The sequence below is a fragment of the Spongiibacter sp. C9W genome, assembly GCF_057370015.1.
The window spans coordinates 402048-422475 of sequence record NZ_CM170672.1 but is presented as its reverse complement, the minus strand read 5'-3'; the positions used below and the strand labels follow the sequence as shown (position 1 = coordinate 422475).

The window sequence follows — 20428 nt, the reverse complement described above, 5'->3', positions numbered from 1 at the left end:
TTAACTTGACCCTTCCTCTGTATCTTGCGCAGCAACATGATGACCACTGCCAACTAAAACCCCGACAATAGCGGATAGCAAACTTTTCTTGGTATTCATAGCCTTTTCCTTATTCACTGCTTTTGACTCATCTACTGAGATCATCAAAACGTTTTTATCAGAAAAGCTACCGACCAAGCCTGTGCCATCGAGCATGATGTCGAGCGCTTCAACTAGTGTGTAACGCCCTTTTACCGGGTTTGCCCTGATGTTTTCGGCGATTTTTGCGGGAAAAAGCAGCATCACATCCGCTATCTCAGACAATCTGGTTAACGACTCGGCACAGCTTTGCGCTGGCAAGTCCAGCTGATAACTCCCTGTTTCGCTCGCATGAGAGGAGAGACTCAATGCGGTCAGGGCCAGCAGATTTAATCCGAGCAACAGTGCTTTTACTATTTTTTTCAATGCACATCGACCAACAATAAGAAACAATCAATAGCTGGTTTACGGTAGCTCTGTACTAGCTATAACAACGAGAAACCGCATTCCCCCTACTGCGTATCAACATTTTAGGGCTTTAAAAACGGGCTTACTGTAAACACTCCATTACCCCAGTCACATGTATCAGCCACCAACCAGGAAACCGGCAAGCCAGTCTACGTTTTATTCAATGCCGTGGGACCTTGAACTGAGGTGAATATGCTTTTCGTTAACGCGCCGTACCTCGACACCGAACCCCACGACGAGAGCCTCAAGCAACGCATCCAGCCTGCCAACCCTGAAGCGCCCCCCCACCTCCAGGTCAGCCAGGGCCGAGTCTATGATTTCTATCCTAACATCCGTATAACGCCCCACCTCAGCAATGACGTCTTTTAGAGGTTCATTGTCGAAAACCAATAGCCCCTGGCTCCAGGCAAGCTGACGGGTTAATTCCTCCTCTGGCAGGTCCCTGACAGTGTATACCTGGGAATCAAAAGACGCGGCCTGCCCCTTTTCTAACGACACAAAGGTAGCCGCTTGCACCGGCACGGCGGGACTAACCGTTATAGCATCAGACTTTATATTTTCATTAGCCGCTTTCTCGACCGTTGGGGGCACAGGACTGAGCTTAGCGAGCTCCACCTTGCCCTCGTCGACAATCACTTTTATATCCTGGCGACTGAGTAATGAGACTGAAAAGGCCGTGCCTACAGCGCGCACCAGTCCGTAAGTGGTATATACATCAAACGGCCTTTGTTTGTTTTTTGCGACGTCGAAATGAGCTTGACCATCAACCAGGTCAATTCGTCTCTCCCTATCGGTATACCTCACTCTGAGCTTGGTGTCGGTATCCATACGTATTATGGTATTATCGGACAACACCACTGTTTTTTGCTCACCAACCAGGGTGTTGTATATGCCGTTGTCGTTTACCTGTTTGGGCGAGATTAGCCACGGCCACAAGGCCACTATTAGTCCCGCCAGGAGAATGAACACCGTAGCAGAAAAGCGATATTGAACCGGCGTTTTCAATAGGTATGAGAGATATTTTCGAAAAAAGGGCTTACTCCGAGAGCGCGTCGTTACGGAGACGGCCAGAATCGACAAGCTATTCGCATCGGACCAAAATTTTGTCGCCTTCTCCAGCTCTTCCCGATGCGCGGCACTTTGACTTGCCCATGAACGCAAGCGTTCTATATCTTCCTGTGAAGGGCCTGCCTCTTTGTTAAATATGATAACCCAATGCCGGGCCTCGGCCCGAATGGCGTCGCGGGAATTAATAGGAGTGACTTTTCTCATACACCTTTTCCCGGAATAGCTGGCTCGCTACTTCGAGCTTTATGTTCATTCTCCAAGTGCATTTCAACATAGCGTTGACAGCGGGAAAAAGCTTTCTCGAGATGGCTTTCAACAGTACTAACTGTTATTTCTAGCTCTTGGGCTATCTCCTTATAGCTTAGACCATAGACCTTGCACATCAAATAGATTTTGCGGCACTGGGCTGGCAGGGTGGCAACTGCCGCGCAGTGAACTTCAATCCTCTGCTGCGCCATGACTTCATCTTCCAATGTGTGACTATTTCCCAGGCTTTCAATACCCCCTTCTTCACCCAGATAATCGGTTGGCCGGATTGATTCCCTTTTTAAATGGTTTAGGGCAAGATGCTTTGCGGTGCGAAAAAGATAGGGCTTGGGCTGCGCTATCGGTTTACCCTTTTCCGCCGCATAAGCCCGATAAAACGCTTCCTGCAAAATATCGTCTACATCCTGGTGGCCACCTAAAATACGCGAAACAAAGCGCCTCAATGCTCCCGAATGTATTCTATAGGCGCGGGTAACCGGAGATTTATGAGGCGTTTTTAAACCTGTTATTTTGATCATAGAGTAAATTCTCGAAAATCCCAGACCATCAAAGAAGTGACTGCCAGATAGCCAAATACCGGTATCCTAAGAATCCGTCAGGCCGCCGGAACTCATGCGATGTCGATTACGAAAATATTCATCGCTTCTCCTCTTGCCTTAATGATTTTTTAAACTCATTATGAAGCAAGCCTTTGGCTCGGGGATGATCGAAAGCTGTACCTGGATATAAGTTTTTTCTATAATGAGCGACCTATTTGGCGATAATGCAAGTATGGCTCAAACAGGCTCCCCCACCCCTTTGCCCAACCTACGCCACCTTAACGCCGCGCTGGCTGTGTGGCGCCTGGGCAGCATCAGCCGCGCCACCGAGCAGGTACATTTGTCCCAGTCCGCCATCACTCAGGGGCTCGCAAAACTTGAGCACGACCTTGGCGTGACGCTTTTTACCCGTTCCGCAACGGGCTTGTACGCCACGGAGTCTGGTAGTGTATTTCTGCACCGGGCCGAGCGAGCGATAAACTGGCTCGAGGCCATCGACCAAGCTTCCGGATTACGCGCTAGTCGAGGCGCCCAACCGCTTTACCGTCGCTTGACCTCGACACAATTGAGAGCCTTGATCAGCGTCGTCGAGCAAGGTAGTTACTCCTTGGCAGCCAGCTTACTAAGGCTGACACAACCCACAGTCCACCGTGCAGTAAAGGAACTCGAATCCGCCTGTAAGCAGACGCTTTTCCGTCGCTCGCCGGCAGGTGTGGAACCCAGCTGGCAGGCCCGACAGATGGCCCGCTATGCAAGCCTGTTTTTTGCAGAGATTGAACAGGGACGGGAAGAAGTTGGCGAGCTACAAGGACTAAGGGCTGGACGCGTCCGGGTCGGCAGCCTCCCCCTGGCGCGAGCGCAACTGGTACCTCACGCTGTTACCCAGTTACTGCGGGAGTATCCCTCCGCCAGCGTAAGCATTATCGATGGCCCTTATGAAGAGCAGCTGTACAGCCTGCTCCATGGTCAATTGGACGTCATTGTTGGCGCTCTTCGCGAACCGACACCTAGTCCAGACATTGAACAAAAACTGCTGTTCCGCGACCCCCTTCACATCGTGGTACGCCCCGGCCATGCACTCACTAGCCGCCGCCCCCGCAATGCCGGGGAACTGAGAGCTCTCGATTGGATCGCCCCACGCCGCAATACCCCCGCTCGTGAAACGTTCAGCCGTTTTTTTGCCGATCAGGGTTTTGCTCCACCCGAGCACGTTATTGAATGTAGTTCGCTGGTGGCAATTAGGAGCCTGCTGCTAGAAAGCGATCGCGTTGCTTTGTTACCGGCGCGGCAAGTGGCGCTCGAAGTGCAAATGGGAATACTGGCAGTCAGCCCTAAGCCGTTGGCCGGAACGCATCGCAATATTGGCATAACGCTAAGAAAGCACTGGAAACCGACCCGCCTACAACGCCGTTTTCTTGAGCTACTGAAAAATAGCGGATAGAAATTCACAAGCGCAATGATATTTGGGCCTTTAAAAATCGACGTTCTGCAAGTTTTCGTTCACCTTGCGCAACACGGCAAGACACTTATCAAGATCCCGTTTTGAAATACCTTTAGTGGCAGTCTGGTTGATGTCCAACGCGATGGGTAGCAGCTCTTTTTCAAGCTTACGAGCCTTCGGGGTCAGATAAATACACATTTTTCGACGATCCATTTCATCACGCTCTCGTGTCACCAGGCCATCTTTTTCCATACCAAGGATCATCGCCACCGTGGTATTTTCCTTTACATTGATGGCATCGCCCAACTCCTTCTGGGTCAACCCCTCCTGCAGCCAAAGCACACGCAGATAGTACCAATAGCCAGACTTTAGTCCACAAGTAGCCAAGCGCGCCGACAGCAAACGATCAAACGCACGGTGAGTAATCCTTACTTGATACCCGAGACTTGTCTCGGGAGGAATCGATATCAAAGCATTTCTCCCATATCGTTTATACCTAATGTCACACGTTGCAAAAAAGTCGAATAATTATACAATCCACATGATTGAGCAAGTGGCTATAGACATGGAAACCGTACGATGGTGAGAGTTACTTACCGGCAACGGCTACTACTCAGGATTTTTCTCTAGCATTAATGTACCGCTTGTTAGCAAGCTCAAGTCCTAGAGAGATAACCTTTTCGTTCAGAGCATCCTCCCTTTGGACTAACCCGCGAACGGCAAGGCCTTTAACCATATTCCAGAGGAATAAGGTGATTTCCTCCGCAGCGTCCACGGCCACCCCAGTGCCAGCTAGCCGCTGCGCCCACGCCTCGACTACAGGGGGCTGAAAACCCTTAGCAAGCGCCTTCCGCACATCGGCCAACGGTTTTTCGTCCGCGGAGGCAATTAGAATATCCAACAACACTTTGTAAGAATCAGCTAAAAACCTCGATTGGGCATCTTCGACTATTGCAGATAACAAATTCGCTTCATCTGCCTCTTCAATCTTCTGCCGACTTGCTTCCTCTAGTCGGGTGACAATACGCGCATAGACAGCCGCTACTAATATTTCCTTGGTGGGGTAGTGATGCAACAGCCCGCCTCGTGAGACTCCTGAGACATCACACACATTAGCGGACCTCAGACCCGCATGCCCTACGTCCCGTAAAATATCATAGGTAGCATCTAGAATTTTATCTTTTGTCGAAGCGCTACGCCTCATTTGGTTATGCTTTAAGGCTCCATCAAGCGATTTCATGCTATTCAATTTTCAATTCCCACAGGGCTCGAACTATTGTCTTCGCATACCGTGAAGTCATTTCGTTCGTCATGGAGGTAATCGCTCAAGAGGCTAACCGTAAAATCCAATTCGCGACCGTGCCCGCCCCGACCGTTAGACTCAATTAAGTGCTCTACCACAAAGCCACGTTGCACACTCCATAGCAACACTAGTATTTCTTCGGCTTTTTTCTTGCTCACCCCAGACCGTATGAATCTATCCACCCACACTTCTTCGATAGGCCCCCGACTACGAGCGGCAATATCACGGACACCATCGACCAAGTGATCAGACCTACCAACGGATATCAGCATATTGAGACTAACTCGGTAGAGCTTGCTGGAAAAAAAGTCCCTGGCGTGCTGTGCGGAATGATCTATGAGATCACCATCAGCAGTATTCGCTGCATCAACTTCAGCCTGTCCAATTTCGCTTTCAAACAGCCTTTCGATGGCAGCTTCAATCAGCTCATTTTTTGTGGCGAAGTGGTGAGTTTGCCCTCCACGCGATACCTTGGCTTTCGCTGCGGCGTCGGCAATACGAAACTTAGAGAAACCCTTTTCTAGAAGGAGGTCGATTGTTGCCTTGAGAAGTTTGGCGGATGTTTCTGCACGACGCTCTTCTTGGGTTCGACGTCGCGTTTTAGGTGAGCCTTTTTTTAAATTTGAAGCCATTTTGCGCAGGGAAATTCTCTCGGGTTGGTATTAATTCCACCGAGTGCAGCAGAGTTGTAGCGCCCCACTACCACACTCAATATAACAGGCTCTAGTAGCGAGTGTACCCCACGCTGAGATGAAATGGCAAGGAGCAAGGACTCAATCAAAACCCGGCTAACGAGCGGTAACATATTGATCAGAAAAGGTTTTATAGCAATGATGCCGAGTTGTCAATCAAAAGAGAGCTTCCGCGACCAACTATGATGAACCGATGACATAACTGGACCGAAAAACCCGGAAGGGAAAGGCATTGAAAGCCCGCAGTTCTACAATCTTCTCATATGTGCGCCCTCTAAATAAGCGCCAGGGTCATGACTCAGCCAATCGTAACCGCCCGGTGATCCCCAGTTGATTAGTCGACGCTTAGTATGCTGACAGTACTCGAGTTTGCATAATTGAGCCGTAGGTCTATATTTGTTAGCAGGCACAGGACGTGCCCGTTGCAGGGAGGCACTCTCAGGGAGAGAGGACACTAAGGAAGGTGGGTATGGCCATGATGGCCGGCCTTCCTGCTATTTTTTATCCACTCACGGCCGACTGGACTGTCCAGTTGTGTGGCAGTAGCTCTGCGATCTTCGATGCTTTCTGCGTTGGCAGCCTTTCAATCACGCCTTTTAGGTAAGCTTGTGGCTCCAGGCCATTGATCTTAGCGGACTGGATCAAGGTCATGATATTTGCCGCCCGCTGACCACTGCGTAGCGAGCCCGCAAATAGCCAGTTTGAGCGACCGAGCGCCCAAGGCCGGAATTGGTTCTCTACCCAGTTGTTGTCGATGGGGACAGCGCCATCATCGAGATAACGGACTAAGGCCTCCCAGCGTTTTAAGCTGTAGTCGATGGCTCTGGCCGTGCCGCTGCCATCAGGCACCTGCTGTCGTCTGGCAATCAACCAGTGGTGTAATTGGTCGATGATGGGCTTTGATTTTTTCTGCCGCTGTTGTTGCCGTTCTTCCGGGGTCAGCTCAGCTAGGTCCCGCTCAATCCGATACAGGTCTTTAATATAGCCGAGCGCCTGCTCAGCTATCTGGCTCTTATTGGCGACATGCAGATCATGGAACTTGCGCCTTGCATGAGCCCAGCAGCCAAGCTCGGTAATACCATTGGCAAAGCCCTCTTTGTAACCACCATAGTCGTCACAGACCAGTTTACCTCGCCAATCCGCCAGGAAGTCTCTGGCCGCCTGACCTGCACGGCCGGGCTGGAAGTCATAGACCACACCCTGGATGGCGGAGTACCGCGTTGAGGCATAGGCCCAGACATAAGCCTTGTGGGTGCGCTTCTTCCCCGGCGCCAGCATCAACACCGGGGTTTCATCGGCATGCAGTACAGCTTCCTTGAGCAAGGTGTCTCGCAAAGCATCAATCAGGGGTTGCAGCTCCACACCACAACGGCCCACCCAGCCCGCGAGCGTGGAGCGCGGGATAACGACACCGGCCCGGGCAAACTGCTGTTCCTGCCGATGCAGTGGTAGGTGGTCAGCGTACTTGCTGATCAGTACCTGAGCCAGCAGGTTGGTGGTGGGGATGCCCTTATCGATGATGTGGGGCGCGACCGGTGCCTGTATCAGGCTATCGCAGTCGCGACAGCACCACTTGCCTCGGATATGACGTTCGACACTGAAGGTGCCGGGCTGATAATCCAGCTTCTCACTGATATCTTCACCGATCCGGGTCAGGGCGCAGCCACAGGAACAGCTTGTGTTCTCCGGCTCATGGTAAATATCGGTGCGGGGTAAATCCTTGGGCAGGGGCTGACGCTTGGCCCGTTTGCGCTCACGCTGTTCAGTGGCCTTCGGAGAGAGGGTTTCCAACTCCGCTTCAATGGCGGCGATGTCTTCATCCACCAGTGCATCCAGCAAGGCCAGCTGCTGTTTATCCATCCCCTCACTGCGCTTGCCGAAGCGGTGACGGCGCAGCTGGGCCAACTCGTGAGTGAGTTTGTCGTTGTGGGTTTCCAGCTTCTGGATAGACGCATCACGCTGTGCAACCGTACCTCGCAACTGCAGCACCATCTCTCGAAGCTGGTCGGGAGTCAGGTTCTGAAGGTCGGCAGGTTGAGGCTGAGTCATGCCCCGACTTTGCCAGAACATGGCGCGGCCTGCGATGACGATTCTGCAAATGGACTGGGAGTGGGAAATATGCTGCGCCAGAGCAGCATAATAAACAAGATTTACAACACCGAGATGGTGGCTGCGCCACCGGCTCGCTGCCAGGGCAAGCCGGTGACCAAGGCTTGGAACTGCTCCTCATCCAATACGACAGCGCTCCCTTCGCGCAGGCTGCTCCAGATAAACTTGCCGCGATGCAGACGTCGGGCCGCCAGCCACAGACCGAAGCCGTCATGAACTAGTACCTTCATCCGGTTAGCACGCTTGTTGGCAAACAGATAGGCGCAGTGAGGACGGGCCTCGCCAAAGCGTTGAACCACACGCGCCAGCGTCGTATCTGGCCCAGCGCGCATATCCAGGGGTTCCCGTGCCAACCAGATCTCGTCAATGCGGATCATGATTCGCGAAGCCAATCGGCCAGCGCGTTTAACTGATCCATTGGCCAGTGAATGACAACTGGGCCGTGGGCGCAGGTCAGTTCCAGCTTGAGCACTTGTGGGGACGTTGAGACAACGGGTCTTGGTAACGCCACTTTAACAAAATCGCTCTTCTCGGATGAGTGCATCGTCTCTGTAGCACGGCGCCATTTGTGGATCAGATTGGCATTGATATTAAACCGTTGCGCCACTGCCGCGATGGAGGCGTCTGGCTCAGCACAAGCGGCCAGCACCTGCTGCTTAAATTCCAGAGAGTGTCGGCGACGTTGCCGCTTAACCGGTGGCGGGAGTAATCCTTGAGTATCCATATTAGGTGTCCACTTAAAAATAGGTGGACACCATCATCTTGATCCCAAGGCGGCAGCGAAAGGTGTGTTCACCGGATGGTTACTATTGATCACTTTCCTCAAGAGTCCTTGCAGAGACTTTTGTCACTTTGGGAACGAAGCGCTCTGACTCAAACGTGCCGGCAACCGTCGACGGGCGACCGACCTATGCTGCCGGGTTTTATAGAATTGGGAGAGCCGGGTAAAGAGGCAGGCAATTTGGGAGTTACATAAGGACGCCCAGGCCACGTTCAGGCGCTCGTCGCTGTCATTTTTTAACCAGGTAGAAGAGTTGTGTCACTCTTACGCCGGACTTGAGCCGCTGGCAAGGAAAAATACCCCTCTGTAAACTAATTCCTTGAGCTGAGCTCGACTAGAAGGCACCAACCTAGCCCCGCCATCTGTCTGAAAAAAACATCGAGGTTCAGCGACACCTCTTCACCCAACCAATAAGCATAATCGTTGTGATCTTTCGTCACATCGCCACTTAGTCAGTGTACTAACACCGTCAGCCCTCGACGGTGCTCGTCCAGCCATAACAAATACGTTTCAAAATCCTTAGCCTCAAAACTGACCTGATAACTCCAACAGGGGTGCGGACCAACCATTTTTTCGTGTAATCGGCCTACCGGCAAGGCAAAGAGTGCGGCAGTTCGCTCGCCAAGCCACTTTGCAATACCTCGGTTGTTTTCGTCGAAGTAAATATGCGCATGATAGGCTAGGTGTATATTTACCAGTTTTTTACGTCTTTCATCCCGTATTTTTATCAATTGCAATTCAACTAGTCCTAGGACTCGACCGGCGAGGGCATCGAAATTGGCCTGTAAACGCCCAGTGACGAAATCGAGGTGAAACCCCGAGCCTCGGCGCCATTTCTGGTGAGCTAATATGCACTGCGGGAACGGCTCTCATTGGCTATGCAGAAATGCTCGTGTCAGATATCCCTCCCCAAGGCAATGCCCCTTGAAGGGGATGTTTTAACGGTAATTAAATACTGTAGCCTTCCATAGTTGCAGGCCAGAACAGTTCCTCCGGCTTCACCCGTCGCTCAGACAAACCCTGTCGGTAGTGATGATCTAGGAAGGTGTCTAATGTCTCTAGGTTATTCTTGTAACCGTAAGAGAAGTAATCATCGCCTAGCAGTTTTTTGGCATCTTCTATCTGCTCTTCCACAAACGGCAATGTCACCTTGGTAGCTGACGTATCAGACAAGGCCGTCAACGCCGCCGCCTTGGAGTGATCAAAGGCCTTCAGCAAAGCCATTGGCAACCAGTTATGCTGCTCCACCAGCGAACGGCGTACACCCACAACGTGCATGATTGGAAAGATACCGGTCTTTTGGTAGTAATTCATTCCCGCCGTTCTAGAGTCGGCAAACAGGCGCACCACATTGGGATGGCCGTTATCGAAACATGAAAGGGTCCGGGGACCAATGAAGCCGTCAATTTCACCTTCTTCCAAAAGCGAATTTAGCGTCCGCCCTGCAGGTGCGGGCTGCATAACTACTCCCTCAGGCAGGGTCAACTTAACTTTTTCGGGGCGATCTGCCACTTCCATGCCGCCGCGGACCCATGTGATGTCTGAGGGCGATACGCCATATTCGTCTTCCAAAAGGGCACGCGCCCACACATTGGCGGTCAGCTGGTATTCGGCCACACCGATCTTCTTGCCCTTCAGGTCTGCCGGGCTGTTGATGCCCTTGTCGTTGCGGATGTAAATGCAGCTATGACGGAAGGCACGGGATAAAAACGCCGGAATGGCAATGTATTCATTCGTGCCCCGGCTAACGCTCAGGGTGTAGCTGCTGAACGACAGCTCGCAGATATCAAACTCCCGGTGACGAAAGGCGCGGAAGAAGATCTCTTCCGGCGACAGTTTCATAAACACCGGATTCACGCCGTCGATCTGAACGTCACCATCGATCAGAGCACGGTTACGGTCGTAGTTGCCAATGGCAACAGAGAGGGACAGGTTTGACATAGGTTTCTCCATGGGATCACCCGGTTACAAGGTGATGTCTGTTAGTTCAAATCGGGGGACAGGGTATCCCCTCCATTATTTTGCCAATAGATGTTTTCCCAACGCGTACTTACCGGCGTGCAATTACCAAGGCGGGGTAATGTCCACCCGCTGCCGAAGCAGAAACGATTCGTAAATCCCTTCGCAGAGGGCCACATTAATATAGCCCCGCCTCGCACTGTGCACCGGCGGAACACCGTGACGTACCACGGCGTAGAGCTCGGCGACCACCTCCTCCCTGGGTGAACCAGTCAGCGGCATCGGGAGAAATTCGTGGCCATCATCGCTGTAAATGTGTATGCCTTTCGCAGTCGGCCGCAGGTCGGCTTTCTCGCAGCTAATCACAATCTTGCCGAAGTGCTCGTGAAATACCGGACAGGCACCGCTACTGCTGCCGTCGCCAAAACCGCGATTCTTTTTGGCTTCCACTTCATCTTCCACCTGCAGCAGGCGCTGTCGGGCCGCAGCATACACCTCGGGTGTTTTGGCCACACCTAGCTCGCCTACCCAGTCGAGCTCCGAATCAGTGTCATAATGAGCGTAACCGCTATAGGTCATTGAACCAATACAACCATTTTCAAATTCCAGCAGCGCACTGTAGGCACCGTCACAGGGCCGCCGGGCATCCAGGTTGCCCACACAACCATACACGCTGGTTGGCCGCGCCCCTGCCAGGGTCTGCAGAATATCGGCATGGTGGGCTCCCTGGTTGAACACCACGCCGCCGCCGTGGGCAGCGTCCAGTTCCTCCGGGCGACGCGGACGAAACACGAAGTCCGTGTAGTAAGTGGCGTGAATCATCCCCACCGGCCCGTATCGGCCACTGGCAATCAGCTTGCCGGCCTCGACTATAGGCTTATCGAAGCTGTGGCTGGGGCCGACGATCACCTGTTTGCCATACTTGGCCACCGCCTCGACAATCGCCGCCGCATCGCTGGTGCGGATCGTCATCGGTTTTTCAACCAGAACATGTTTACCAGCGGCCAAGGCCTCAATTACATTGTCGCGGTGCATTTCATGAGGGGTGGCAATGTAGACCGCCTCGATGTCGGGATCGGCGTTCAACTCCTCTGTGGTGCCAACAGCTTGATATCCGAACTGCTGTTCAAACGCCTGTTGCTTCGCTTGACTGCCGGTGGCCGCCCCGGCCAGCTCAACCCGGTCGTCATCAAGAAGCGCCGGCAATGTCAGCATAAAGCCGCGGCCCAGCCCTACCACACCGAGCTTGACAGGTTTGATCGGCGCCGCCTCACTCATAAATCAACACCAGCATCCTGAATATCGATCGTGACTTCGTCGCCCTCGGCCCGCGACACACAGGCCATCATATGGGTTTTCATTTCACTTTCTTCCAGTACTAAGTCCCTGTGATCGACCAAGCCTTCCACAACGGTTACCTTGCAGGAACCGCAGGTTCCGCTTTCACACGAACTGTGAATTTTAATGCCCTGCTTCCTAAGCGCATCCAGCATGGTCTCGGACTCACTAACCTCAACCACTGTATCAGCTCCCGCTACCCGGACCCGAAAAGGCTTGTCATCCTTGCGTACGGCCTCAACCGGTTTGAAATCCTCGAAGTGCAGGCGGGACTGAGGCCAGTGGCCGGTCATATCCTTGATTTCGGTCATCAGTGACTTGGGGCCACAACAATAAATATGCTGCGCTGTCGGCTTTTCCAGAAGGTCCCAAAAATCGTAACGCTTTCCCGCCTCAGCACTGTGGTGGATTAGCACGTGATCTTTGTATTTATCCTGTGAGAGCTCTTCAAGAAACGGCGCATCGGCCGGAGACCGACTCAAGTACACCAGCTTGAAATGAGGGTGATTCATTTTCACCAAATGCTTCCACATCGCATAAATGGGGGTGATACCAATCCCCCCAGCGATCATTAGATACCCCGGCGCATCCACAAATTCAAACTCGCACTCTGGTTCGCTGATCCGCAGCAATGACCCTTCTTCGGCGTGATCCAGCATGCTGATCGAACCGCCCCGCCCTTCGTCCTCTCGCTTAACAGCGATGTAATAGGAGCGATTATCCTCCGACACCTCACAGACGGAGTACCAGCGATTAGCACCCGATGGTGTTTCAACCGCAATGTGGGAGCCCAGTTCACACGGTGGCAATACACCACCATCGGCTGAACATAGTTCAAAGAGCACTATATTGGTCGCAACTTCGCTCTTTTTCTTTATAACAACATCTAAACTGGGCTCTTTTGCACTCATATCACACGCAACCTACCAACACTAACGACAAACCAAACATATTCGCATAGAAGCAATTTTCTATAAAATATTATTCTATATAGAAGTTAATTGCAACAATGGGGCCACCGCCAAACATAGCCCACTCCTGACATCTCTTAACTAGCGCCTGTTCAAGACCAGCTTCTTCCGGTTTCCAAGCCATCAAAATTAAAACTATTGAATATACATCTTTATAGAAGTATATTGGCAAGTATAACAACCCCCAAAGCCAGATGCACACGCTTGTCGAAAACAAGGAGGCGAAATGCTTACACCTGCCGAGAACGATTTATTATGTAGAGTCGAGGGCGATGCCCCGATGGGCCAAATCATGCGCCATTACTGGATGCCCGCCTGTCTATCTGAAGAAATCGCAGAAGCCGATAGCAAGCCCATTCAAGTAAAGCTACTGGGCGAAAGCTTCGTCGCCTTTCGCGACAGCAACGGCGATGTCGGTGTAATGGACGAGCTTTGTCCTCACCGCCGCGCCTCATTGGTACTCGGTCGCAACGAAGAATGCGGTCTGCGCTGTCTTTATCACGGCTGGAAGATGGACCGCCACGGCAATGTCGTAGACATGCCTTCCGAGCCGCCGGAAAGTCCACTGAGAGAAAAGGTCAAACACCGCTCTCTGCCGGTCAAAGAATGGGCAGGCATGGTTTGGGTCTTCCTTGGCGACGCGGAAAACGTACCCGAGTTTATCCCACCAGCCTGGGCCCCCACAGCCGATACTAAAGTCAGCATAGCCAAGATCGTCATCCCCTGTAACTGGGCACAGATCCTGGAAGGCGCTATCGACAGCTCCCACAGCTCCAGCCTCCACTCCAGTGACATGGTTCCCTCCCGTGTGGTTCAAGCCGAGGCCGATGACAACGCCTGGTACCGGCCCTCGACGGACAAAAACCCGACTATGCGCTCCAAGTCCACAGACTATGGCTTTCACTACGCGGCCATCAGACGGCCTATCAAAAAGGCGGACACCCATAGCTATGTGCGGACTTCGGTCTTCGTGTCCCCGATGACGGTATTGATTCCACCCAATGCGTCATACAATGTCGCGAACGTCAATGTGCCGATGGACGACACCCACACCGCGTTCCACTTCATTGGGTGGGGAGAAAAAGCCATGGATGAGGACAAATGGCGCGCCTTCCTGGGGGCCGTGCCCGGCGAGCACCTGGATGAAAACTGGGTGTCAAAGCGCAACCAGAGTAATTGGTTCCTCCAAAATCGGGAGGAAATGAAAGAAGGCAGCTTTACCGGCATCACCGGTATTCCTAACCAAGACATGGCCATGTGGGTCACCATGGGGCCCATCGCCAACCGCTCCGAGGATACCTTGGGCGCAGGCGATGCCGCAGTTGTCGAATTCCGCCGCTATATGATGGCCCAGCTGGGAAAATTCCAGGAAGAAGGTAAGGATTTCGAAAAATCCGTCTATCGTAATGGGCCTGACGAGATTATTCCCTCCTGGCAGGGTATCATCCCCAAAGAAGCCGACTGGTCCGATCCTCAAGAGCGCGAGAACAAAAAGCTCCAGCAATGGTAAGGGCCTGGCCGCAGGAATATTTCCCGATTCGCGGGGTTATCCTCTGCTAGTATTGAGTTCACCAAATTCCACCCAGCGCTTATGCTCCGGCTCTTCATGGGCCGGCTTTTTTTAATGAGGCAAAGCCAGCTCATGATTAACCCCGACGTTCTTAATGCAGCCATAAAGCAAAATGTAGACGCCGCGCTCGCCGAAGATATTGGCACTGGCGATATCTCCGCCAAGCTTATTCCTCAGGCCACCGTCGCTCGCTCAAAAATTTACTCACGCCAGGTAGCGACATTTTGCGGTACTCCCTGGGTCAACGAAGTCTTCCGTCGATTGGATCCCACTGTAAAAATCACCTGGCAAGTCGAGGAAGGACAACAAGTATCCAAAGACCAATGTCTTGTTGAGCTAGAAGGGAATGCTAGGGCATTGCTGAGTGGTGAACGCACTGCTCTCAACTTCTTGCAGACCCTCTCTGGCGTTGCCACCGTTTGCAGACACTATGCCGGACTGGTGTCATCAACAGATGTGAAACTACTCGACACTCGAAAGACCCTCCCCGGTCTACGTATCGCTGAGAAATATGCGGTGACCGCCGGGGGCTGCTTCAACCACCGTATTGGCTTGTATGACGCCTTTCTGATCAAGGAAAATCATATCAACGCCTGCGGCTCAATCGCAGCCACCGTCAAGGCTGCCAGAGAACTGGAGCCAGGTAAACCGGTAGAAGTTGAGGTTGAAAACATGGATGAGTTTGAACAGGCTTTGAAAGCCAAGGCCGACATTATCATGCTGGATAACTTCACCGTTGACGATATCCGCACTGCAGTAGAAAGAACTAAAAAGCAGGCCAAGATAGAGGCCTCCGGAGGGATTAACGTCCAGACCCTGCTGCCAATCGCGCAGGCCGGTGTTGATTACATTTCCATAGGTGCTCTTACAAAGGATTGCAAAGCTGTTGATCTGTCCATGCGCTTTGTTTAGCGCGAGGCCGCATAGGCGCAAACACTGAGCCAAAGCAGCAATACGATGTTGTGACGTCGTCCGGGTAATTCGGGCGCCCCCCCTGACCACTGCGGTTAATCCCAGCCTAGATGCCCAATTTCCTTGCCACTCTGAATTTTAGCCTGTCGGTGACCTTTCCCATCTTTGTGGTTATGGCGCTCGGATTCTGGCTGCGACGATGTCAATTAATTAATGACAATTTTATTGATATCAGTTCCAAGCTCACTTTCAACATAACCCTACCCGCACTGCTTTTTATTAGCGTTACCAAAACTCAGGCAGATTCGTCGAGCAATTTAAAGTTGATACTGTTCGGCCTGGGGGTCACCCTGATCGTATTTTTACTATTAGAGTACCTGTCTAAGATTGTAAGTCGTCAGATGATTTGGGACACGTCGCCTGAGTTTTTGAAGGAGACATTCTTAGTATAGTTTTCGGTTAATGGATTGAACAGGCTTTCTGATTTTCCTCCTTTCTGCGTTGCAAGGTGTGTTGTTTGATTAGCGCTCGTCGATCCATGATTTCCTCCTTGCGCCCATAAAACATATCCGCAGGCGTAATGTTATCCAGTGCCTCGTGATAGCGTTCGTTATTGTAGTGATTCACAAACTGGCTGATGGCTTTCTCAAGCTCCCAGGGATAGTAGTAATTCTCCAGCTTTACAACGTTCTTCATCGTGCGGTGGTACCGCTCGATCTTGCCCTGCGTTTGCGGGTGGTATGGTGCGCCACGCGTATGCTCCATACTCTGAGTACTGAGATAGTCTTTCAGCTCCTGTGACAGGTAACACGGGCCATTATCACTGAGTAATCGGGGGCGATGTTTGACGGCCACCTGATCGACGCCTGTCTTGGCAATTGCGTCATCTAATGTCAGCTTTACATCATCGGCCGCCATGGTTGTCGTCAACTTCCAGCTAATGATGTAACGGCTGTAGTCATCAAGCACCGTGGACATGAAGTACCAGCCCCAACCTACGATCTTGAAGTAGGTAAAGTCGGTCTGCCATAACTCATTGACCCGCCGTGTTGGCGTATGGAATCTGTCACCGGCCTGCATCAGTATGTATCCTGGGCTAGTGATCAGGTCATACTGCTTTAGCAGCCGGTAAACGGTCGACTCCGAGATAAAGTACTCGTGCTTATCGGTGATATACCAAGCCAGCTCACGAGGAGACAGCTCCGGGCGCTCCAGTGCAACATCGATGCATTGCTCTTTCACGCTCTCAGGCAATCGATTCCAGAACTGTCGGGGCGAACGGCTCTTTGCTACTAGGCCGTCATATCCATCATCTTGATAAGCTTTATACCAGCGATAAAACGTACTCCGGTTGATGTCCAATTCTTCCAGAGTACGCTTGACCGAGAGCTCGGAGCTTTCGACTAAGCGGATCACCTCGTATTTCTCCGAGGCTGACAGCGTCATTCGTCGTCCCAAGTCAATCCCGAGCCAAGCACACTTTTTTTGAGAACATTGTTCTTGAGCATCGTTTCGGCCAGCATTTGCTTGAGGTGATTATTTTCCTTTCTCAAGTCCGTGACCTCACGGCTATTAGCCTGACGCTTTGTATCCCCAGCTAGACGTTGCTTACCCGCTTCCAGAAACTCCTTGCTCCAGCTGTAATACTGGCTGGGAACAATGCCTTCGCGGCGGCATAATTCAGCAATGGATTCTTCACCACGCAAGCCTTCCAGCACAATCCTGATCTTTTCTTCAGGCTCATGCTTCTTGCGTGTTTTGCGGCGAATGGTTTTAACTAGGTTTTCAGTTGTATCAGTCATCGTAGACTCCTTGCTTCAGTAAAATGTAGCAGAAGTCTCCTTTAGCGTTAGGCGCTAATGTGTCTCATATGCTCTGACGGGATACAGCTTTGCGGTGAATGCCAAGCTCTACCCGTCAAGTAATATCTACTATTACAGTCACCCAAAAGTCGTTCCCGGCCATTTCCGGTGTTTTCAATCTGAGATGGCCATAATCCCATTAGCCATTGTTTTGTGATTCTAGGCGTGCAACTGTCGATTCACACATAAAATGTCCGCTTTGGCCAGCTTATGGTAAAAATTCTGCGCGGCCAATTTACGGCAAAACAGTTTTTATACTGCGCAACGTATGACAGCTACTGGTAATAAGCGGACGGCTGGCCTGGACATCAATATGGCTGGTAGCAGCTCTTTCCAGACATTCCAACTATTTCGCTGGCGTGCCTGCTCCCGACCCATAGCAGCCATAGCGCGAACAGCCACGACTGGTTAAGGCGTGGCAATTAGACAACCCTGCGGCGTTCATGGCGTCATACTTTACGAATCATGGGTAGCTTTATCCACCCGCGCAGAACTGGTACGGGAATGCGCAAACCCTCTTCAGGTTTTAACTCAAAGCCAGGGAGCACGTCTACCAGATGCTCAAAGGCTATTTGTGCCTCAAGTCTTGCCAGGGCTGCACCCATGCAAAAATGCACTCCCTTTCCCAGTGACAAATGATCATTAGGGCTTCGCTCAATAATGAAACTTTCCGGGCTTTCAAAATGTCTCTCATCCCTGTTGGCTGAGGCGAACATTATCCAGACATTGTCATTTTCCCTAAATTTCTTCCCTTTGTATTCAATATCTCGAGTTACTCGACGGAAGAGCCCATTTACCGGCCCTACGTAGCGAAGTGCTTCTTCGACAAATTGAGGAATCAGTGCTTTATTATTTTTCAGCTTCTCAAGTATCTCGGGTTGCTCCTGGAGTACAACCGCAGCGTTTGTTATTAAATTCGTGGTTGTCTCGTTGCCGGCAATCCACAACAATTTACAAAACCCTAAAAGTTCATTCGGCTTTAGCTGCTCGCCATCTTCATCGGCCAATTTAACGAGCGACGAAATCAGGTCACCTGCAGGGTTGAGTCGTTTTTCCTCAATGATTTCGGATAAAGTGTCGTTCATTTCAGTTGTGGCGTTAAAACGCTGTTTTTCTGTATAGCTTCCGCCGACACCAACTCCCAATGCCTCATTCCAAAATTTAAGCCGCTCGTAATATTCCAACGGTATTCCTAAAAGCTTTGCAATAACTGCCACCGGTAATGGACTTGCAAAATCTTTGTAGAGGTCTAACTCTCTTCCTTCGGAAGATTTGTTTTGTAAGTCAGAAATCAATTGATCGGCGATTCCACTTATCTCAGATTCCAATTGCGTTATGCGGCGCGATGTGAAGCTTCTGGCAAATATAGAGCGCAACCTGGTATGTTCTGGCGGGTCGTTTTGAATCATCGGCAAAAAGCCTACTACGTCCTCAGCTGAAGCATCATCCATTCGCAAACCACCGCCAGGGCCGCTCGAAGATGAAAAGTCTTCCGGCCGCTTTGCGAAATTATCCACGTCCTCATAGCGAGTAACCACCCAAAAGTTGAATTCCTCGCTCCAATACAGCGGGGCTTCCTCTCTCAGCTGTTGCCAGTACGGCTCAGGATTGTCGATATAATTCGGATCCAGCATGGGAAATAATTGTGTTGCCACGGCCTTCTAGCTCCTGCTAATCAATGTGTCGGACTTTCCAACTCCAAATATAGCGATAGAAACCTTGCGCTAAAATAGGTATATCTGACCAAATGATGGAGATGTGTGATCTGGACGCGCACCGCCTTTAAAGGGGGGCTTTCATGGTTTTGGCAACCCGATGTATCCCGCAGGTTTCTCCGACTTCGCGCAAATCCAGGAATATCCGTGGGGAGCCATAAACGCCCCGGCTTGCTGCATACGATGACCGGATTAACGCCGGCAACCATAAATCTTCCATTGCCCGATCAGATAGCGGCTTTTGCGGCCATTGGTAGAAGCCGGCTCGTGCAACATTCAGTGAAAGACACATCGTTGTTACCGCAAATTTATACCGGTGTGCATTGACGAACTAGCGACTGAAAGTCCTTTTGTCAACTACTTGGCGAACGGCCTCGTCCTTGAATTTCGAGGTATATCGTTGACTGCTCATATGACTTCCTCCTATGCTCAAGAATAGCGCGGAAGTGTCTATCTTTCTCGGGGAAGTCCAAACAAACATTCCTCCGACGAATGGTGTAATATGACCAATTGATGGCTATTTGTGATATACATTATAGGGCAGGCCACCCGATTATTTATGCTGGATAGAATAAGCCATCTTTTTTTAAAGCCAAGTACAGTTTATGAAAGAAGAAGGGAATTTCCGTGTAGACCTTGTCAGTTGCGAATATGTTTGGGTAGACAAGAATATTGGCAACGTTCCCATGAACACCAAAGAGTGGTGTCTTTACTACAATGCCGAGGTTACCGCGGCTCTGCAGTATGAAGGTCGCCAAATTTTTCTTGAGCCAAATTGGATCTATTTAATACCGCCGCATACGGAGGTATACGGCACGCTACTTTCATCGTCTTTCCAGTTGGTACTTTATTTTTACCTGCCATCGATTCACCTCAATATAGAACCTGGTATCTATAAGGCTCCTGCGATTGACATAGTGATTGATCGGGTTACTCGGCTTAGTTCCATGGCAGAGAAAGATCGATACGGCTTAATTGGACAACTTTATAGCAACCTTTTAGTTAGTTACACCTTAAGCCAATTGGATATCACGTTATCCCAAAGAACGGTAATCGATCATCGCATTCAAAAATCAGTCGCCTACCTGAATCAGTCTTACACACAGAATATCGCCATTGAAAATCTGGCTAACAGTCAGAATATGACAAGGGAGGCATTTAGTCGCTTGTTCAAGAAAGAGCTAGGTAGGCCACCTTTCGATTACATTAGCAACCTAAGAATGAACAAAGCACGGCTGCTTCTTCAGAATACAAATCAGTCGATTAAGTCAATCGCGCAAGCGGTGGGATACAGCGATCAATACAATTTTTCTAGGCTATTTAAAAAGCATTATGGCATGTCACCAAAAGCTTACAGGCTATCCCATCCTAAAGAATAAACTGGGGTATGAGATGCAAAGCATCTGCGAAGCTCA

General features: G+C 51.0%; 20 protein-coding genes and 1 pseudogene. 5 read left to right on the top strand and 16 right to left on the bottom strand.

Features of this window, described 5'->3' with window-relative positions:
• The 3 genes from AC2Q8J_RS02015 to AC2Q8J_RS02005 all read right to left on the bottom strand — a co-directional run bounded on the left by AC2Q8J_RS02015 (window position 1) and on the right by AC2Q8J_RS02005 (window position 2339).
• On the bottom strand, window positions 1-444 hold the full coding sequence (locus tag AC2Q8J_RS02015; protein ID WP_486451991.1) for an STN domain-containing protein: 444 nt from the start codon (window positions 442-444) through the stop codon (window positions 1-3).
• Between the two features lie 198 nt (window positions 445-642).
• The gene (locus AC2Q8J_RS02010; RefSeq protein WP_372747157.1) at window positions 643-1758 is read right to left on the bottom strand and encodes a FecR family protein; all 1116 of its coding nucleotides are present in this window, start codon (window positions 1756-1758) and stop codon (window positions 643-645) included.
• Window positions 1755-2339, bottom strand: coding sequence for an RNA polymerase sigma factor (locus tag AC2Q8J_RS02005; RefSeq protein ID WP_372747158.1), 585 nt, complete (start codon window positions 2337-2339; stop codon window positions 1755-1757). Before AC2Q8J_RS02005 ends, AC2Q8J_RS02010 begins: the two co-directional genes overlap by 4 nt.
• 253 nt (window positions 2340-2592) lie before the next feature.
• Between AC2Q8J_RS02005 and AC2Q8J_RS02000 the strand changes: the two genes are divergently transcribed.
• Window positions 2593-3801, top strand: coding sequence for a LysR family transcriptional regulator (locus AC2Q8J_RS02000; RefSeq protein WP_372747159.1), 1209 nt, complete (start codon window positions 2593-2595; stop codon window positions 3799-3801).
• 30 nt (window positions 3802-3831) lie between these two features.
• On the opposite strand, the gene AC2Q8J_RS01995 is transcribed toward AC2Q8J_RS02000, so the two are convergent.
• From AC2Q8J_RS01995 to AC2Q8J_RS01950, 10 genes are all read right to left on the bottom strand, one after another.
• On the bottom strand, window positions 3832-4272 hold the full coding sequence (locus AC2Q8J_RS01995) for a MarR family winged helix-turn-helix transcriptional regulator (protein ID WP_372747160.1): 441 nt from the start codon (window positions 4270-4272) through the stop codon (window positions 3832-3834).
• A 142-nt stretch (window positions 4273-4414) separates the two neighbouring features.
• On the bottom strand, window positions 4415-5041 hold the full coding sequence (locus AC2Q8J_RS01990) for a TetR/AcrR family transcriptional regulator (RefSeq protein WP_372747161.1): 627 nt from the start codon (window positions 5039-5041) through the stop codon (window positions 4415-4417).
• 5 nt (window positions 5042-5046) lie between these two features.
• On the bottom strand, window positions 5047-5736 hold the full coding sequence (locus AC2Q8J_RS01985) for a TetR/AcrR family transcriptional regulator (protein WP_372747162.1): 690 nt from the start codon (window positions 5734-5736) through the stop codon (window positions 5047-5049).
• A 561-nt stretch (window positions 5737-6297) separates the two neighbouring features.
• Window positions 6298-7845 carry an IS66 family transposase gene (gene tnpC, locus AC2Q8J_RS01980; RefSeq protein ID WP_372747163.1) on the bottom strand — a complete coding sequence of 516 codons (1548 nt, stop codon included), beginning with the start codon at window positions 7843-7845 and terminating at the stop codon, window positions 6298-6300.
• A gap of 101 nt (window positions 7846-7946) precedes the next feature.
• On the bottom strand, window positions 7947-8282 hold the full coding sequence (gene tnpB / locus AC2Q8J_RS01975; RefSeq protein WP_372747164.1) for an IS66 family insertion sequence element accessory protein TnpB: 336 nt from the start codon (window positions 8280-8282) through the stop codon (window positions 7947-7949).
• Window positions 8279-8629 (bottom strand): transposase, encoded by a 351-nt coding sequence (locus AC2Q8J_RS01970; RefSeq protein ID WP_372747165.1) that lies wholly within the window; start codon window positions 8627-8629, stop codon window positions 8279-8281. Before AC2Q8J_RS01970 ends, tnpB begins: the two co-directional genes overlap by 4 nt.
• Before the next feature lie 509 nt (window positions 8630-9138).
• The gene (locus AC2Q8J_RS01965) at window positions 9139-9417 is read right to left on the bottom strand and encodes a DOPA 4,5-dioxygenase family protein (RefSeq protein ID WP_486452624.1); all 279 of its coding nucleotides are present in this window, start codon (window positions 9415-9417) and stop codon (window positions 9139-9141) included.
• Window positions 9418-9634: 217 nt separating this feature from the next.
• Window positions 9635-10627, bottom strand: a complete 993-nt coding sequence (locus AC2Q8J_RS01960) for an ABC transporter substrate-binding protein (protein WP_372747167.1) — start codon at window positions 10625-10627, stop codon at window positions 9635-9637.
• 123 nt (window positions 10628-10750) lie between these two features.
• Complete coding sequence (locus AC2Q8J_RS01955) at window positions 10751-11923, bottom strand: Gfo/Idh/MocA family oxidoreductase (RefSeq protein ID WP_486451990.1); 1173 nt, start codon at window positions 11921-11923, stop codon at window positions 10751-10753.
• A complete protein-coding gene (locus tag AC2Q8J_RS01950; protein ID WP_372747169.1) occupies window positions 11920-12894 on the bottom strand; it encodes a PDR/VanB family oxidoreductase in 975 nt (324 codons plus the stop codon). Before AC2Q8J_RS01950 ends, AC2Q8J_RS01955 begins: the two co-directional genes overlap by 4 nt.
• Before the next feature lie 286 nt (window positions 12895-13180).
• Between AC2Q8J_RS01950 and AC2Q8J_RS01945 the strand changes: the two genes are divergently transcribed.
• From AC2Q8J_RS01945 to AC2Q8J_RS01935, 3 genes are all read left to right on the top strand, one after another.
• Window positions 13181-14464, top strand: coding sequence for a Rieske 2Fe-2S domain-containing protein (locus AC2Q8J_RS01945; RefSeq protein ID WP_286855180.1), 1284 nt, complete (start codon window positions 13181-13183; stop codon window positions 14462-14464).
• A gap of 132 nt (window positions 14465-14596) precedes the next feature.
• Window positions 14597-15436 (top strand): carboxylating nicotinate-nucleotide diphosphorylase, encoded by an 840-nt coding sequence (gene nadC, locus AC2Q8J_RS01940; protein ID WP_286855179.1) that lies wholly within the window; start codon window positions 14597-14599, stop codon window positions 15434-15436.
• 110 nt (window positions 15437-15546) lie between these two features.
• Window positions 15547-15888: an AEC family transporter gene (locus AC2Q8J_RS01935; RefSeq protein WP_486451989.1), complete on the top strand. Its 342-nt coding sequence runs from the start codon at window positions 15547-15549 to the stop codon at window positions 15886-15888.
• A gap of 7 nt (window positions 15889-15895) precedes the next feature.
• Here the strand turns inward: AC2Q8J_RS01935 and AC2Q8J_RS01930 are convergent.
• The 3 genes and pseudogenes from AC2Q8J_RS01930 to AC2Q8J_RS01920 form a co-directional block, all read right to left on the bottom strand.
• Window positions 15896-17238 (bottom strand): IS3 family transposase gene (locus AC2Q8J_RS01930; protein ID WP_486451988.1). Its coding sequence is split into 2 segments (ribosomal slippage): window positions 15896-16891 and window positions 16894-17238, totalling 1341 coding nucleotides; the frame shifts between segments, so codons are not numbered across the junction.
• Window positions 17239-17747: 509 nt separating this feature from the next.
• Window positions 17748-18953, bottom strand: a complete 1206-nt coding sequence (locus AC2Q8J_RS01925) for a cytochrome P450 (RefSeq protein ID WP_486451987.1) — start codon at window positions 18951-18953, stop codon at window positions 17748-17750.
• 139 nt (window positions 18954-19092) lie between these two features.
• A pseudogene (locus AC2Q8J_RS01920) lies at window positions 19093-19314 on the bottom strand (IS3 family transposase); the annotation flags it as partial.
• Between the two features lie 304 nt (window positions 19315-19618).
• Between AC2Q8J_RS01920 and AC2Q8J_RS01915 the strand changes: the two are divergent.
• Window positions 19619-20392: a helix-turn-helix transcriptional regulator gene (locus AC2Q8J_RS01915; protein ID WP_486451986.1), complete on the top strand. Its 774-nt coding sequence runs from the start codon at window positions 19619-19621 to the stop codon at window positions 20390-20392.
• The last annotated feature ends 36 nt before the right edge of the window (window positions 20393-20428 follow it).

Excerpts from the sequence above, each read along its gene's own strand:
- AC2Q8J_RS01935 (WP_486451989.1), top strand. The coding sequence starts at position 15,547 with ATGCCCAATTTCCTTGCCACTCTGAATTTTAGCCTGTCGGTGACCTTT.
- tnpC (WP_372747163.1), bottom strand. The coding sequence starts at position 7,845 with ATGACTCAGCCTCAACCTGCCGACCTTCAGAACCTGACTCCCGACCAG.
- AC2Q8J_RS02005 (WP_372747158.1), bottom strand. The coding sequence starts at position 2,339 with ATGATCAAAATAACAGGTTTAAAAACGCCTCATAAATCTCCGGTTACC.
- AC2Q8J_RS01990 (WP_372747161.1), bottom strand. The coding sequence starts at position 5,041 with ATGAAATCGCTTGATGGAGCCTTAAAGCATAACCAAATGAGGCGTAGC.
- AC2Q8J_RS01970 (WP_372747165.1), bottom strand. The coding sequence starts at position 8,629 with ATGGATACTCAAGGATTACTCCCGCCACCGGTTAAGCGGCAACGTCGC.
- AC2Q8J_RS01950 (WP_372747169.1), bottom strand. The coding sequence starts at position 12,894 with ATGAGTGCAAAAGAGCCCAGTTTAGATGTTGTTATAAAGAAAAAGAGC.
- AC2Q8J_RS02010 (WP_372747157.1), bottom strand. The coding sequence starts at position 1,758 with ATGAGAAAAGTCACTCCTATTAATTCCCGCGACGCCATTCGGGCCGAG.
- nadC (WP_286855179.1), top strand. The coding sequence starts at position 14,597 with ATGATTAACCCCGACGTTCTTAATGCAGCCATAAAGCAAAATGTAGAC.
- AC2Q8J_RS02000 (WP_372747159.1), top strand. The coding sequence starts at position 2,593 with ATGGCTCAAACAGGCTCCCCCACCCCTTTGCCCAACCTACGCCACCTT.
- AC2Q8J_RS01915 (WP_486451986.1), top strand. The coding sequence starts at position 19,619 with ATGAAAGAAGAAGGGAATTTCCGTGTAGACCTTGTCAGTTGCGAATAT.
- AC2Q8J_RS01985 (WP_372747162.1), bottom strand. The coding sequence starts at position 5,736 with ATGGCTTCAAATTTAAAAAAAGGCTCACCTAAAACGCGACGTCGAACC.
- AC2Q8J_RS01945 (WP_286855180.1), top strand. The coding sequence starts at position 13,181 with ATGCTTACACCTGCCGAGAACGATTTATTATGTAGAGTCGAGGGCGAT.
- AC2Q8J_RS01955 (WP_486451990.1), bottom strand. The coding sequence starts at position 11,923 with ATGAGTGAGGCGGCGCCGATCAAACCTGTCAAGCTCGGTGTGGTAGGG.
- tnpB (WP_372747164.1), bottom strand. The coding sequence starts at position 8,282 with ATGATCCGCATTGACGAGATCTGGTTGGCACGGGAACCCCTGGATATG.
- AC2Q8J_RS01960 (WP_372747167.1), bottom strand. The coding sequence starts at position 10,627 with ATGTCAAACCTGTCCCTCTCTGTTGCCATTGGCAACTACGACCGTAAC.